Here is a 15,153-nt window from a genome sequence, read left to right as displayed (position 1 = left end):
GCCCGCCATTAAGCGGGAGACGCGCTTTCGCAAAGTCGCGAAGGCGATCACAGTTTCAGCCGTGACAGATTCCGCTCCACCAGCGCATTGCCCATCCCCGGCACCTCTTTCAACTGTTCGACCTGAGTGAAGTCGCCGTACTCCTCGCGGTAGCTGACAATAGCCTGAGCTTTTTTCAGCCCAACGCCATTCAGCGCGGCGGCCAGCTCCTCAGCCGTTGCCTGGTTAATGCTGACCTGACCGCCCAGTGCGGACGGAGAAGCCACCTGGCTGCGTGGAGAGCTGTTCTGACCAGCTTCTGCGCTGGCCTGCCCGCTCACCGGTGCACTGACCTGTCCGGTGGCCGTTGCCACTGTGTTCGCCTGTTCGGCCTGAGCCGGTAACATTGCAGTACCAATCAGTAAGGCAAAGCTCAACGCTGAAACTACTTTGTTTTGCATGCTGTTTTCCTCCATGTGTTTGACAGCGAAGCCAGGGTACTCCTGCCCCGGCACCATCACAAACGGCAGAAAACAGAAATGGAAAAGGCCGCATAAGCGGCCTTTGATATTGCATTGCGTTGCAAAAAATGTGCGAGGCTTACTGGGCCTGTGCAGCTGCACCGTATTTGATTTTGCCTTCTTTACGCAGGTTGCTGAGCAGAGCTTCAAACGCGATCTGCGCGTTGTTCTGCGTCACGCCCTGAATCATCGCTTTCTTCTGCCCATCCGGCATTGAACCGCTGCGAACCTGATCCAGCGCCACCAGCACCACATTGCCCTGACCATCTTCACTGACCGCATAACCCGGCTTGTCTTTCTCCGGCAGCGGCATGGTAAAGGCGGACTGGGTGATGGCATCCTGACCGTTACGGGTCAGCGTTTTCTGCGCGCTGAAGCTGAGGTTAGCCGCTTTCATCGCCTCATCGCCTTTGCCCGCTTTCAGATCGGCCATCAGCTTCTCTGCCTGCGCTTTCGCTTCTTTCTGCGCTTTTTCAGTTTTCAGCATGTCGGTGATCTGAGCGGTCACTTCACTCAGCGGTTTCACCGCTTCAGGTTTGTGGGCACTGATACGCAGCACAAAAGCACGGTCGCCATCGACGGTAATGATGTCCGAGTTGCTGCCCGGCGCGCCGTTCTCACCGACCAGGCCGCCGTTGAAAATAGCCTGCTCTACTGGTTTGAAGTTCAGCTCTGCCGGAGGGGTGTCGTGGCTGAACCAGCCCGTCTCCACCGCTTTTACGCCTGCGGCTTCTTCAGCACCTGCCAGTGACTCGTTGTCGTTGCTGGCTGCATCACTGACTTTCTGCTGCAGTTTGTAATAGGCATCAACCGCTTTTTCCTGCTTCACTTTCGCGGCAATGTCGTCATGAACCGCAGACAGTGGTTTGACCTGCTGTGCCTGCACATCATCCAGGCGGGCGACAATAAAGCCCACGGAAGACTTAATCACGCCAGAAAGCTGACCTTTCTGAGTAAGGCCTGCGTTTTTCAGCTCGTCCGGCGTGGTGTCCGGCTCCAGCCAGCCCATGTCACCACCGTTACGTGCGGAGATCGGGTCAGCTGATTTCTGCTTTGCCAGCGCGGCAAAGTCACCGCCTTTTTTCAGCGCATCCAGCACCGACTGGGCATCAGCCTCAGTTTTGGTCTGAATAATGCTAAAGCGGCTGCGCTGCGGCTGGGTGTAATCCGCCTGATGCTGATCGTACCAGCTCTGGATATCGCTCTCGCTGGCCGTTTCCTGCAGGGAAGCCGCATCCAGTTTGATATAGCTGACGCGGAACTGCTCAGGCGTCATGAAGTTGTTTTTGTTCTGCTCGTAGTAGTTCTTCACTTCTTCGTCGCTGACGGTCTGTTTTGCGCTCAGTGCGCTCACATTGATCGTCGCTTCGCGCACCAGACGCTCCTGAGAAACCAGAGCGGCCAGCGCATCGGTTTCACCCTTCAGCATAAAGTCGGTGCCAGTGACAGAGGCCACCAGCTGCTGGGTGGTCAGCTGCTTACGCAGTGCTTCCGCATACTGATCGGCCGAAAAGCCCATATTATTGATAATGCCCAGATATTTGGCGTTGTCGAACTTGCCGTTAGTCTGGAAAGCGGGCTGGCTGAAGATCGCCTGCTTGATCTGTGCGTCGCTGATCGCCAGGCCGAGGTCTTTCGCATACTGATCCAGTAAGCGTTCATCGATCAGCTGAGACAGCGCCTGCTGGCGGACCTGCTGCAGATAGGCCGGGTTGCTCGCCAGTTGGGAGAACTGATCGCCCAGCTGCTGCTGCTGGCGTGAACGCTCGCTGGAGAACGCTCTTTCAAGCTGTGCGCGGCTGATTTCCTGCCCGTTAACTTTGGCTGCATAATCCCCGTTGCCGCCAATCAGGTAGTTGCCCACCCCGGTCAGGATAAAAGACAGGCAGATCAGACCCAATATAATTTTGAGCACGACATGGTTCGACGCCGCGCGTAAATTGTCCATCATGGTGTGACAACACTCCGCTGTAGTGTGAATGTAAAACCTTGAGCTTTCGTCCCACGTTCCCAGGAACGCTCCACGCCGCTGCGTATCAGGCCCGGTGATCGTTGAAAAAAAGGCACATCAGTATCCTGATGTGCCCCGTATGGTACATGAGAACGCCTGGACAGTCCTCATTGTGACCAGAGAAATTGCTCAGAACGCCTTAATTAACGGCGTCTTTCAGCGCTTTACCGGCACGGAAGCCTGGTACTTTACCCGCTGGAATAGTAATTTCTTTGCCGGTTTGTGGATTACGACCGGTACGCTCTGAACGCTCACGAACAGAGAAGGTCCCGAAACCGACCAGCGCGACTTCATCGCCTGCTTTCAGGGAATCAGAAACAGAACCCATAAAAGCATCTAATACACGTCCGGCTGCCGCTTTAGAAATATCAGCATTTGCAGCGATTTTGTCGATCAACTGTGACTTATTCACTCAATCATCCCCTATGATTATTCACTTCGCGGTCAGGCTTCCCACCTGCCACGAACGCGCATCAGTTATGTAAGATTTTTGTCTGTTGAGCCGTAACAGGATGCCGCATGCTTTGGCCTTCACTGGCTTAACAGCCCTCTAAATTAGCGGCACAAAAAAAAGCTGGCAAGTCCGAATTTGCCTGCCAGCTCTGGTTTTGTGGTCTTTTTGTCTTAAATCACTATTTTGCGGTGGCAACCTGCATGCCGTAAGGCGCATTTTGCAGTGCCAGGGTCAGCACTTCCTCAATACGCTTGACCGGATGGATGTCCAGATCGGCAATAACGTTGTCCGGGATCTCTTCCAGATCGCGTTTATTTTCGTCCGGGATCAGCACGGTTTTGATGCCACCACGGTGTGCAGCCAGCAGTTTTTCTTTCAGGCCGCCGATTGGCAGAACCTGACCGCGCAGCGTGATCTCACCGGTCATCGCAACATCGGCACGCACCGGGTTACCTGTCAGGCAGGAGACCAGCGCGGTGCACATTGCGATACCGGCACTTGGACCATCCTTCGGCGTTGCCCCTTCAGGAACGTGCACGTGGATGTCGCGTTTTTCATAGAAGTCGCCGTTGATACCCAGCTTCTCCGCACGGGCGCGCACCACGGTCAGCGCTGCCTGAATGGACTCCTGCATCACTTCACCCAGTGAACCGGTGTAGGTCAGCTTGCCTTTGCCCGGCACGCAGGCGGTTTCGATGGTTAGCAGGTCGCCGCCTACTTCCGTCCACGCCAGACCAGTTACCTGACCCACGCGGTTTTCGCTGTCGGCACGACCGTAGTCATAGCGCTGTACGCCCAGATAATCTTTCAGGTTGTCCGCATTGATCTCAATATGCTTGATGGATTTGTCCATCAGCAGCGTTTTCACTGCTTTACGGCACAGCTTGGACAGTTCGCGCTCAAGGCTACGCACACCAGCTTCGCGGGTGTAGTAACGGATGATGCCCACAATCGCGCTGTCATCCACGGTCAGCTCGCTTGGCTTCAGGGCATTACGCTCAATCTGCTTGGACAGCAGGTGCTGTTTGGCAATATTGAGTTTCTCGTCCTCGGTGTAACCCGACAGGCGGATGACTTCCATACGATCCAGCAGCGGAGCCGGGATGTTCATTGAGTTAGACGTTGCCACGAACATCACGTCGGAGAGATCGTAATCCACTTCCAGGTAGTGATCGTTAAAGGCAATGTTCTGTTCCGGATCGAGCACTTCCAGCAGGGCGGAAGCCGGATCGCCGCGCATGTCAGAAGACATCTTGTCGATCTCATCCAGCAGGAACAGTGGGTTTTTCACCCCAACTTTCGCCATTTTCTGGATCAGTTTGCCCGGCATGGAGCCGATATAGGTACGGCGGTGACCACGGATTTCCGCTTCGTCACGCACGCCACCCAGCGCCATCCGCACATATTTACGGCCTGTAGCTTTGGCGATGGACTGACCCAGAGAGGTTTTACCCACGCCAGGAGGTCCCACCAGACACAGGATCGGCCCTTTGATTTTGCTGACGCGGCTCTGCACGGCTAAATATTCCAGGATACGGTCTTTCACCCGCTCCAGGCCGAAGTGGTCGGTATCCAGTGTTTCCTGCGCCTTCACCAGATCCTTCTTCACCTTGCTGCGTGCGTTCCACGGAACCTGCACCATCCAGTCGATATAACCACGAACCACGGTAGCTTCAGCAGACATCGGCGACATCATCTTCAGCTTCTGCAGCTCGGCTTCGGTTTTGTCACGCGCCTCTTTCGGCATTTTCGCCGCGTCGATTTTGCGTTTCAGCGCTTCATTTTCGTCAGGCGCATCGTCCATCTCGCCCAGCTCTTTCTGAATCGCCTTCATCTGTTCGTTCAGGTAGTACTCGCGCTGGCTTTTTTCCATCTGCTTTTTGACGCGGTTACGGATGCGCTTCTCAACCTGCAGCAGGTCAATCTCCGACTCCATCATCGCCATCAGATATTCCAGACGCTCGTTCACATCTGACATTTCCAGCACGGACTGTTTATCCGCCAGCTTCAGCGGCATATGGGCGGCCACGGTATCGGCCAGGCGCGCCGCATCCTCGATGCTGTTCAGGGAAGTCAGCACCTCGGGAGGGATTTTTTTGTTCAGTTTGATGTAGCCTTCAAACTGATTGATGGCCGTACGCACCAGCACTTCCTGCTCGCGCTCGTCAATTTCCGGCGAGGCCAGGTACTCGGCCTGGGCAGTAAAGTGGTCGCCATTGTCAGCCAGCGTGGTGATATGCGCACGCTGCAGACCTTCTACCAGCACTTTAACCGTACCGTCAGGCAGCTTAAGCATCTGCAGGATGGAAGCCACGGTCCCTACAGAGAAGAGATCGTTAATGCCAGGTTCATCCGTTGAAGCCTCTTTCTGAGCGACCAGCATGATCTTTTTGTCATGATCCATGGCCGCTTCAAGGCAGCGAATCGATTTTTCACGGCCAACAAACAACGGAATTACCATGTGCGGATAAACCACTACGTCACGCAACGGCAACACAGGGATTTCAATGCGTTCAGAACGCTCAGGATTCATAGAGCTCTCTCTTAGTTTAATTTCCGCCAGGGTGATGGGAACCGCAACAGACACTCATAGCAGTTTTACCCACAGGTAGTTGAGTATATGGGGATGAATATAAGACATTCAACGTTCTGTGCGAGAGAAAAACAAAAGGGGGAAAAATTTCCCCCTTTTTAAGATAACTGACTGGAAAGATGTGGTTATTTATTCACCAGAAGCCTGCTGCGCTTCGTGTTTTCCATAGATCAGCATCGGTTCGGTCTGGCCGTCGATCACTGAATCGTCAATCACCACTTTTTCCACGTCGTCCATTGAAGGGAGGTCATACATGGTATTCAGCAGCGCACCTTCCACGATGGAGCGGAGGCCACGTGCACCGGTTTTGCGTGACATCGCCTTTTTGGCAATCGCCGTCAGGGCTTCGTCGCGGAACTCCAGCTCCACGCCTTCCAGATTAAACAATGCCTGATACTGCTTGGTCAGGGCATTTTTCGGTTCGCGCAGAATCTGGATCAGCGCTTCTTCACTCAGTTCATTCAGCGTTGCCACGACGGGCAGGCGACCGATAAACTCAGGGATCAGACCAAATTTTATCAGATCTTCCGGCTCAACCTGTTCCAGCAGCTGACCTTCCGTCGCTTTCTGCGATTTGCCTTTCACCGTGGCACCAAAACCAATACCGGATCCGGTTTCCACGCGCTGCGAGATCACTTTATCCAGGCCGGCAAACGCACCGCCACAGATAAACAGGATTTTGGAGGTATCAACCTGCAGGAATTCCTGCTGCGGATGCTTGCGTCCACCCTGCGGTGGCACGGCAGCCACGGTCCCTTCAATCAGCTTCAGCAGTGCCTGCTGAACGCCCTCACCCGACACGTCACGGGTGATGGAAGGGTTATCAGATTTGCGGGAGATTTTATCGATTTCATCGATATAAACGATCCCACGCTGCGCTTTCTGTACGTCATAGTCGCACTTCTGCAGCAGCTTCTGAATGATGTTCTCGACGTCTTCACCCACATAACCGGCTTCGGTCAGGGTGGTGGCATCGGCCATGGTGAACGGAACGTCCAGCAGGCGAGCCAGGGTTTCGGCCAGCAGTGTCTTACCGCTACCGGTCGGGCCGATCAGCAGAATGTTACTTTTGCCAAGCTCGATGCCGTTGCTGGTATCGCCGTTACGCAGACGTTTGTAGTGGTTATAGACCGCCACTGCCAGCACTTTCTTCGCTCTTTCCTGACCGATAACGTAATCGTCGAGGTGATGGCGGATTTCATGCGGCGTCGGCAGCGCACTACGCTCGCGATGCGGCGCGACTTCTTTAATCTCTTCGCGAATGATGTCGTTACACAAGTCGACACATTCATCGCAGATATACACTGACGGGCCGGCAATCAGCTTGCGCACTTCATGCTGGCTTTTGCCGCAAAAAGAGCAGTACAGCAGCTTTCCTGAACCGTCTTTGCGCTTATCTGTCATCAGTTAACCTCTTCTGTTTTTCTTCGTCCGCACTTTATTGCGGCGATGATGCCGCCTGGCGGCACCCTCATTCGTCGCTTACGCCCCTGCAGTAACTATAGACGACTCAGAGGCGATGGGCTTAAGTGCGATGCGTCAGAATGGAATCTACCAGACCATACTCTACAGCTTCGCTGGCGGACAGGAAACGGTCACGTTCTGTGTCACGCTCGATTTCTTCAAGAGTTTTGCCCGTATGTTCCGCCATCAGCTCATTCATACGCTGTTTGACCTTCAGGATTTCACGCGCGTGGATTTCAATATCCGTCGCCTGGCCCTGGTAGCCGCCCAGCGGCTGGTGGATCATCACGCGGGAGTTTGGCAGGCAGTAACGCTTGCCTTTGGCTCCGGCGGTCAGCAGGAACGCGCCCATGGAACAGGCCTGCCCCATACAGATGGTGCTGACATCAGGCTTGATGAACTTCATGGTGTCATAGATTGACATACCCGCAGTGATCACGCCGCCAGGGGAGTTGATGTAAAGGTGAATATCTTTTTCCGGGTTCTCAGCTTCCAGGAACAGCATCTGGGCGACGATCAGGTTCGCCATATGATCTTCGACCTGACCGGTCAGAAAGATGATACGTTCCTTGAGCAGGCGGGAAAAAATGTCGTAAGAGCGCTCTCCGCGAGAGGTCTGCTCAACCACCATTGGCACTAATGCCATATGAGGTGCTGTTTGTTCACGTTCGCCACTGTATGACATTATCGTCTCCTGGATAAATTTCACTTGGCCGGATACCTATCTGGGGATGCTGCCCCACTGATTCAAGCATAACAACGTTTTTATCAACTGCTAACCAGGAAAAGTAGCTTAGTCGATAATTTGCCGGATAAATGAGCGAATAAGCGCTGTTATCCCACTCCGCGCATCTGATAAATGCAAAAAGCCCGCGATCGTCACAACCGCGGGCTTTTGATTATCCTTCAGAATCAGTGAATCAGGCCGTCTGGGTCTGGTTCATCAGTTCCTGGAAGTTAGTGGCCTTTTCGGTCACTTTCGCTTTTTCCAGCACGGCTTCAACAGCCTGCTCTTCCAGAGCGACGTTACGCATGTTGTTCATCAGCTCGTTGTTCTTGCTGTAGAACTCAATCACTTCACGTGGATCTTCGTAAGCAGAAGCCATTTCTTCGATCAGCGCTTTAACACGGTCTTCGTCAGCTTTCAGCTCGTGAGTGCGGATTACTTCACCCAACAGCAGTCCAACAACAACGCGGCGCTTAGCCTGCTCTTCGAACAGCTCACGTGGCAGTTCCAGAGCCTGCTTCTCGTTGCCGCCAAAACGCTGTGCAGCCTGACGCTTCAGCACGTCGATTTCGCCATCGATCAGTGCAGTTGGCACTTCGATATCATTAGCGCTGACCAGACCGTCGATTGCCTGAGTCTTGACACGGTTACGCACGGCACCTTTCAGCTCACGCTCCATGTTTTTACGCACTTCGGTGCGCAGACCGGCTACAGAACCATCTTCCACGCCGAAACGCTTGATGAACTCTTCGGTGAATTCTGGCAGTTCACGCTCTTCAACTTTCTTCAGCACGATTTCAAACTTCGCTGCTTTCCCTTTCAGGTTTTCAGCGTGGTAATCTTCCGGGAAGTTCACGTCGATAGTGAAGGTTTCGCCAGCTTTGTGACCGACAACGCCCTCTTCAAAACCTGGGATCATACGACCCTGGCCCATCGCCAGCACGAAGTCAGACGCTTTGCCGCCTTCGAACTCTTCGCCGTCTACAGAGCCGGTGAAATCGATGGTGGCGCGGTCTTCTGCTTCTGCTGCGCGGTCAGTTTCTTTCCAGGTGGCCTGCTGCTTACGCAGGGTGTCCAGCATGGTGTCAACGTCGGCGTCAGTCACTTCCACAACCGGTTTTTCAACTTCGATTGCTTCCAGACCTTTCAGCTCAACTTCCGGGTACACTTCAAACTCAACGGCGTAAGTGAAGTCTTCACCGGTTTTGTATTCGCCTGGCACGTAGTTAGGGGCGCCAGCCGGATTAATTTTCTCTTTGATGATAGCGTCAACAAAGTTGCGCTGCATCAGATCGCCCAGAACGTCCTGGCGAACAGAGGCGCCGTAGCGCTGTGCCACGACAGTCATTGGCACTTTCCCTTTGCGGAAACCATCAATACGTACCTTTTTAGATACGCTGACCAGCTCGCTTTTCACCGCGTTTTCGATCACATCTTTATCAACGGTAATCGTAACGCGACGGCCCAGGCCCTGAGTTGTTTCTACTGAAGCTTGCATCTTATTACCTCAAAAAATCACGTGCTCGGTCAACTTCAGACCCTCCCTGCTCCGCAAGAAACAGGGTAGAGACTAAGAACCGGGACCGCTTCTGATGTCAGAACCGCATTCCCTGTACCAGAAGCGTCCCGAAGACATTCCGGAAAAATAGACGCAGCATTATAGCGACAACCTCAAAGCGAGTCGAGGCTGCTACCGCCTCCCATTTCGCTAACTTGGCTTCTTTTGCCTCACAAACCCGATAAAAATCGGTCTTGCGCATGCATTTTTCCCCATAAACAACAAAGCGGCCCGCAGGCCGCTTAGCATTAAAACAGGATAATCAGGCCAGCGTTCCGGCTCCCCGGCAGTTCGGCGAGGCTGGAACCGTGTCCTGCAGCCCTTCCCACTCTTTCTCAGTGTAGGTATGCAGAGCCAGTGCGTGGACGCTTCCGGCCAGCTCATCCGCCAACGCCCCATAGATGGCACGGTGGCGCATCAGAAATCTCTGATTAAGGAAACTGTCGCTGACAATCACCACTTTAAAGTGGCTTTCTGCACCGGCGGGCACGTTATGACGGTAACTTTCGTCATGAACCTCAAGATGCAAGGGAGCAAACGCCGTTCTTAACTTTGCTTCTATTTGTTCGCGGATCATACCTTTACTCCTCTACTACAGCGGGCACTAACCCATCCCTTTAAATATTAGCTGGTTTAAAAATGCAAGGCGATGAATTTACGCGCTCTGAGGGCTTCCTCTTGGCTTAAGCGATGTTATGATGACCGCAGTAACGTCTGCACTAAACCTTTTAGTTACCGAGAAAATAAGCATGTTAAAAAAAATATTTTTCCCTCTGCTGGCCGTATTTATTCTGGCTGGCTGTGCAAGCAACAGCAACACACTCACCGTATCTCCGAAAATTCAGCTGCCGCAGCAGGATCCCAGCCTGATGGGCGTGACCGTCAGCATCAATGGTGCCGATCAGCGCAGCGACCAGGCGCTGGCCAGGGTTAACCGTGACGGCCAGCTGGTCACCCTGACCCCTTCCCGCGATCTGCGCTTCCTGCTGCAGGAAGTGCTGGAGAAGCAGATGGGTGCTCGTGGTTATATGATTGGCCCTAACGGCGCAGTTGATCTGCAGATCGTGGTTAACAACCTTTACGCTGACGTGACTCAGGGTAACGTGCGTTACAGCATCACCACTAAAGCAGACATCTCGATCATCGCAACCGCCAAAAATGGCAGCAAGCAGGTGAAAAACTACCGTCAGACCTACAGCGTTGAAGGAGCATTCTCTGCCACCAACGCCAAAATCACTAACGCAGTTAACTCCACGCTCAGCGACGTGATCGCCGATATGGCTCATGACACCAGCATTCACGAGTTCATCAAGCAAAACGCCCGTTAATTTGCCTTTGCCCGCCACTGCGGTGGCGGGCCGTGTTTTAAGGTCCGTATGCCCAGTCACTATCTGCAGATCTTTACCCAACGTAATGCCGCCCTTCTTCTGATCCTCGGGTTTGCCTCTGGTTTACCTCTCGCACTGACTTCCGGCACGCTACAGGCATGGATGGCAGTGGAAAACGTTGATATCAAAACCATCGGCTTCTTCTCTCTGGTGGGCCAGGCTTATGTCTTCAAATTCCTCTGGTCACCGCTGATGGATCGCTACACGCCGCCGTTTTTAGGCCGTCGTCGCGGCTGGCTGCTGGTGACACAGATCCTGTTGATCGTCGGCATCGCGCTGATGGGCTTTATGAATCCCTCCCGTGACCTGACCCTGCTGGCCGCGCTGGCGGTGCTGGTCGCCTTTTGTTCCGCCTCGCAGGATATCGTGTTTGATGCCTGGAAGACGGACGTGCTGCCCGCCGAAGAGCGAGGCAGCGGTGCGGCAATCAGCGTGCTGGGTTACCGTCTGGCAATGCTGGTTTCCGGTGGGCTGGCGCTGTGGCTGGCTGACCGCTACTTCGGCTGGCACGCAATCTGGTGGGTGATGGCGGCAATGATGATCCCTGGCGTGATCGCCACGCTGATGGCGAGGGAGCCGGATGATGCCATCGTGCAGCCTAAAACGCTGGAAGAAGCGGTGATTGCGCCACTGCGTGACTTCTTCAACCGCAACAACGCCTGGCTGATCCTTTCGCTGATTGTCCTTTATAAGCTGGGCGATGCATTTGCCCTCAGCCTGACCACCATCTTCCTGATCCGCGGCGTTGGCTTTGATGCCGGTGACGTCGGGCTGATCAACAAAACTCTTGGCCTGGCCGCAACAATTATTGGCGCACTTTACGGGGGCGTACTCATGCAGCGTCTGAGCATGTTCCGTGCGCTGATGTTGTTTGGCATCCTGCAGGCCGTTTCCAATCTGGCCTACTGGGGGCTGGCGGTCACCGATAAACACCTATACAGCATGGCAGCGGCGGTCTTTGTTGAGAACCTGTGCGGTGGTATGGGCACGGCTGCTTTTGTCGCACTGCTGATGACGCTGTGCAACAAATCCTTCTCGGCGACCCAGTTCGCCCTGCTCTCGGCACTTTCTGCCGTTGGTCGTGTCTATGTCGGGCCGGTAGCGGGCTGGTTTGTCGAAGCCTGGGGCTGGCCAACATTCTATGCTTTTTCAGTGGTGGCTGCGCTGCCGGGGCTGCTGTTGCTGGCAGGCTGTAAAACCACACTGGAGCGGGCGCAAAGCGGTGAAGACTTTACTCCCCGCAGCCACTTCACCAGCGGCTATCGCTGGACGCTGAGAGCGCTGAAGACCGGCGCAGCCCTGGTAGCGGCCGGTCTGATCCTGCTGGCTTTAAGGGCTACCGGCTGGCTTGATGCCGGTGCCCTTGTGAACCTGCTACTGCAAAGCGGCATGATTCTGGCCGTGGCGGGGATCGTCTGCGGCAGCCTGCTGGATTACCTGGCTCTGCGCCGCCCCCATCAGGTTTAGCCTGCGGGCTGGAGTATCAGAAACGGTATTCCAGCCCGGCCCAGAACTGCCTTCCCGACTCGTCAAAACCTTCTGTCAGCGCATACTCTTTATCAAAGAGATTCTGAACAGCCGCGTTAACGCTGAATCCCTTCCCGAGTTGCAGGTCCATACGAAGATGGCTGATCGCATAACCTGCTGCTTTACGGGTACCAGCATTGTCGCTGTAACTGGCTGACCGCGCTTCTTCCATCAGCGTCATACTCCAGTTTTCAAGTCAGTTGAACGTAACCCAGGTAGTCAGTGTTTGCGTCGGCAGCCCGGTAATTTTACCGGCAGAACGCTGCTTCACCTCACTGTGGATCAGGCCATAGTTCAGGCCCACTTTAGCTTTTTTGCCCATTGCGCCGTTCAGCCCGAAATCCAGCCCGCGATAGTTCACTTCACCGCTGTTACGGTTCTGTACCGTCTGCGCATCGATATCATGGCTGAGAATGGTATTGCTCAGATGATTGTAAAAAGCACTGATCTCATAGCGCCAGAGTTCACTCAGTGCGCCATTCCAGCTCATGTCAACGCTTTGCGCCCGTTCCGGCTGAAGGTGAGGATTCACCAGCGCGGACACGGCATAGGCCGGACGAGAGGTGGTATAACGTTCTTTTTGCGTCGGAAAACGGGTTCTGTCCGCCAGCGAGAAGGAGAGCGTATCACCACCCATCAAATGGTATTTCATCAGCGTCTGCCAGTTAAACGCATGCTGACGATTGCCGTCATAGCGGGTGAGAGTGCCGTTACTTTCATGTTTCAGTCCTTCAAGGCTTTGCCGCCAGTCATAGCTGATGCCCGCAACCGCATCCAGAGCATCGGTGACAGCCCACTGATATTCCGTCGCCAGCGACCAGGTCCGGTCAGCATAACGATCAACCGGGCCATTTTTAGAGCCCTGCTCGCGGTGCACATCGTCTTTCCAGTGTGTGGCAAAGGAGAGCAGATCGCTGTCACGCACGTTAGCAGCCAGTTGCAGACTTGCTCCGTTGCTGTAGTCGTCATAATGGCTGTAATTGCCCTGCTTATTCCGCAGCGCCGCAGCAGAGTTATACATCAGCAGGGTATTCTTAAATGTGTCGTGATAGACCCGGGATTTCAGAGTGAACCCCCCCCCTAATGCTGTGATACCCTGGTAGTAAAGACTTTGCTTATCATATTCAGGCCACTGCCAGTAGCGTGGCTGCACGGCAGCGGTTCCGGCATACGGCGGGCTGTTTTTATTGCTCTGCTGGCCGATCCAGCTGAAGAGATACTCATCGCTTTCACGTGGGGTCCAGCCCAGCTTAACCATTCCGCGCTTATCCTCTGACGCCGAGTTACTGCGTTTGCCGTTCTCTCCGGCTATCGGGTTGGTCACACCGTGCGCAAGTCCGGTGAAATCCCTTTTCAACTGGCTGCCGTTGAGCTGCAGGAACCCGCTGTCAGCTTTCATGCCCAGAGAAGCATCCATGTCCCTGGCGTTGCGTTCACCCCGACTCCAGCCCTGCCGGTAGCCAATGCGGCCTTCCAGTGGTTTTTTCGGCTGCTGAGTGGTGAGATTAATCGAACCGCCCAACTGATTCGGTCCCTGCAACAGCGAGGTATACCCTTAATAGACGTTTGGCATATCGAAAACAGTGTTTTCACTTATTACAAGTCGACAAAAATGTGAAACACTTATGATAAATAAGGGTAAGGATTCTTTTAATTAGATTAGCTACATCTAATTCTGATACCCAGAAAAAATTCATTAAGTAACGATGTCAATTTCATGAAGAACAAAGCTCTCTCTAACCTCTCCAAAAGGTATTGTTAACAAAGGCGTTAAATCATCACCATACATGTATCCATTCGAGACGGGTCTGACCTGTACACCCCCAGCTTTTGGATAATAAAGATCACCAGTAAAACCGTCATTTCTTATCGTAAACTGGACTGAACTACCATAATTATGTTGCGGGTTTAACTGCATCCCACAGGCAATAAGGAAATGCAAAATCGAATCCTTATTTTTTATTTCATCTTGACGAAATTCATAATCGTTAGAATAATCCGCACATATAGAAATGACAAAAGGAATGCCAGGTAAAACGTCATTATTGAACGTTGGACCGTATTCTTCAGAGCTATGTTCTGCTGCGACATCTGATGTGTCAATTATCCCTATGGAAAATGTATGGTTTCTTTCACCAACATAATAATATATCTTCCCGTTTTCCTGGTCGAACCCCTCACCGTAATCATTATAGGCATTTCCCCGCTTTGGCCACATTGATATATTGACGTCACCATCGGACGGAAGGTTAAAATTATCAACGCATAAAAGATAATTGATAGCATCGAATAAATTATTTTCGATGTTAACGAGGGTTCCGACCGTTCCAGACAGGAAAACAATTTTACCGCAACTTTCTTCTGGATATTTAAGGATGATGGACTTGACTATATCAGAAAGGTTATCCATGTAGTACTCAGTAATGTAATTAATCTCACTCAACTCTCGTAATGAATACCATGATATGTTCCAGAAGAATTCCGGAAGTGTAAAGAACAGACACTCTCCCTGTCGGGCATCATTTTGAACAGCAATTTCTAAATAAGTATGAATTAGCTCAATTTTTTCAGTTACTTTTTTTTCAATATAATCTTCGATAGACTCATCATCTTCCCGATCAGGCTGTTCGATCGGCGGATAATCAGGAGACGGGGCATTATGCATAGGGTTCGGGTATAAAGTGCGAACATTCAGCGAAGCGATATTGATTAGCATCTAACACTCCTGGGATTATTGACGTATGGATCATAACTTCTAATTATGGCGAGTGATGATATACAAGCCCACAAAAGATACTGTAGTACATTTCCTAGTCAATTGGACAAGCTGGATACAACACTCATGCGTCATGGTGGTTCTGTCGCATTAAGGCTGCGTCAGGTAACATGCTGTTTTTTTGTGATGTTTCCTGCCCATGTCCCTGACCCGAA

Annotated in this window: 11 protein-coding genes and 1 pseudogene; 2 read left to right on the top strand and 10 right to left on the bottom strand. The window is 52.8% G+C overall.

All coding sequences use genetic code 11. The features are described from left to right. Positions 1-47: 47 nt before the first annotated feature. From AC3Y5R_RS07440 to bolA, 8 genes are all read right to left on the bottom strand, one after another. On the bottom strand, positions 48-440 hold the full coding sequence (locus AC3Y5R_RS07440; RefSeq protein ID WP_489920799.1) for a helix-hairpin-helix domain-containing protein: 393 nt from the start codon (positions 438-440) through the stop codon (positions 48-50). 139 nt (positions 441-579) lie between these two features. Continuing rightward, entirely contained in the window at positions 580-2,451 is a 1,872-nt protein-coding gene (gene ppiD, locus AC3Y5R_RS07435; protein ID WP_489920798.1) for a peptidylprolyl isomerase, read from the bottom strand. 199 nt (positions 2,452-2,650) lie between these two features. Continuing rightward, a complete protein-coding gene (gene hupB, locus AC3Y5R_RS07430; protein ID WP_158783297.1) occupies positions 2,651-2,923 on the bottom strand; it encodes a nucleoid-associated protein HU-beta in 273 nt (90 codons plus the stop codon). A gap of 220 nt (positions 2,924-3,143) precedes the next feature. Beyond that, positions 3,144-5,498 (bottom strand): endopeptidase La, encoded by a 2,355-nt coding sequence (lon, locus tag AC3Y5R_RS07425; RefSeq protein ID WP_489920797.1) that lies wholly within the window; start codon positions 5,496-5,498, stop codon positions 3,144-3,146. Between the two features lie 189 nt (positions 5,499-5,687). Next, the gene (gene clpX / locus AC3Y5R_RS07420) at positions 5,688-6,962 is read right to left on the bottom strand and encodes an ATP-dependent protease ATP-binding subunit ClpX (RefSeq protein WP_158783299.1); all 1,275 of its coding nucleotides are present in this window, start codon (positions 6,960-6,962) and stop codon (positions 5,688-5,690) included. A 121-nt stretch (positions 6,963-7,083) separates the two neighbouring features. Next, positions 7,084-7,707, bottom strand: a complete 624-nt coding sequence (gene clpP, locus AC3Y5R_RS07415; RefSeq protein WP_024967267.1) for an ATP-dependent Clp endopeptidase proteolytic subunit ClpP — start codon at positions 7,705-7,707, stop codon at positions 7,084-7,086. Positions 7,708-7,942: 235 nt separating this feature from the next. Continuing rightward, the gene (tig, locus tag AC3Y5R_RS07410) at positions 7,943-9,247 is read right to left on the bottom strand and encodes a trigger factor (RefSeq protein WP_158783300.1); all 1,305 of its coding nucleotides are present in this window, start codon (positions 9,245-9,247) and stop codon (positions 7,943-7,945) included. 322 nt (positions 9,248-9,569) lie between these two features. Then, on the bottom strand, positions 9,570-9,884 hold the full coding sequence (gene bolA, locus AC3Y5R_RS07405; RefSeq protein ID WP_158783301.1) for a transcriptional regulator BolA: 315 nt from the start codon (positions 9,882-9,884) through the stop codon (positions 9,570-9,572). Positions 9,885-10,056: 172 nt separating this feature from the next. Here bolA and AC3Y5R_RS07400 point away from each other — a divergent pair, with 172 nt between their 5' ends. Continuing rightward, positions 10,057-10,635, top strand: coding sequence for a lipoprotein (locus tag AC3Y5R_RS07400; protein ID WP_489920796.1), 579 nt, complete (start codon positions 10,057-10,059; stop codon positions 10,633-10,635). Positions 10,636-10,683: 48 nt separating this feature from the next. Further along, entirely contained in the window at positions 10,684-12,162 is a 1,479-nt protein-coding gene (ampG, locus tag AC3Y5R_RS07395; protein ID WP_489920795.1) for a muropeptide MFS transporter AmpG, read from the top strand. A 16-nt stretch (positions 12,163-12,178) separates the two neighbouring features. Here the strand turns inward: ampG and AC3Y5R_RS07390 are convergent. Together AC3Y5R_RS07390 and AC3Y5R_RS07385 are read right to left on the bottom strand one after the other, a co-directional pair. Continuing rightward, positions 12,179-13,777: pseudogene (locus AC3Y5R_RS07390) on the bottom strand (TonB-dependent receptor plug domain-containing protein); the annotation flags it as partial. A 141-nt stretch (positions 13,778-13,918) separates the two neighbouring features. Further along, a complete protein-coding gene (locus AC3Y5R_RS07385) occupies positions 13,919-14,938 on the bottom strand; it encodes a hypothetical protein (protein WP_489920794.1) in 1,020 nt (339 codons plus the stop codon). Positions 14,939-15,153: the final 215 nt, after the last annotated feature.

Source organism: Erwinia sp. 009765445 (genome assembly GCF_058137865.1).
This window is presented reverse-complemented; position numbering and strand designations above follow the sequence as displayed.

Bases quoted from the DNA above. Each gene is read 5' to 3' on its own strand.
- AC3Y5R_RS07440 (WP_489920799.1), bottom strand. From the start codon at position 440: ATGCAAAACAAAGTAGTTTCAGCGTTGAGCTTTGCCTTACTGATTGGT.
- ppiD (WP_489920798.1), bottom strand. From the start codon at position 2,451: ATGATGGACAATTTACGCGCGGCGTCGAACCATGTCGTGCTCAAAATT.
- lon (WP_489920797.1), bottom strand. From the start codon at position 5,498: ATGAATCCTGAGCGTTCTGAACGCATTGAAATCCCTGTGTTGCCGTTG.
- clpX (WP_158783299.1), bottom strand. From the start codon at position 6,962: ATGACAGATAAGCGCAAAGACGGTTCAGGAAAGCTGCTGTACTGCTCT.
- clpP (WP_024967267.1), bottom strand. From the start codon at position 7,707: ATGTCATACAGTGGCGAACGTGAACAAACAGCACCTCATATGGCATTA.
- tig (WP_158783300.1), bottom strand. From the start codon at position 9,247: ATGCAAGCTTCAGTAGAAACAACTCAGGGCCTGGGCCGTCGCGTTACG.
- bolA (WP_158783301.1), bottom strand. From the start codon at position 9,884: ATGATCCGCGAACAAATAGAAGCAAAGTTAAGAACGGCGTTTGCTCCC.
- AC3Y5R_RS07400 (WP_489920796.1), top strand. From the start codon at position 10,057: ATGTTAAAAAAAATATTTTTCCCTCTGCTGGCCGTATTTATTCTGGCT.
- ampG (WP_489920795.1), top strand. From the start codon at position 10,684: ATGCCCAGTCACTATCTGCAGATCTTTACCCAACGTAATGCCGCCCTT.
- AC3Y5R_RS07385 (WP_489920794.1), bottom strand. From the start codon at position 14,938: ATGCTAATCAATATCGCTTCGCTGAATGTTCGCACTTTATACCCGAAC.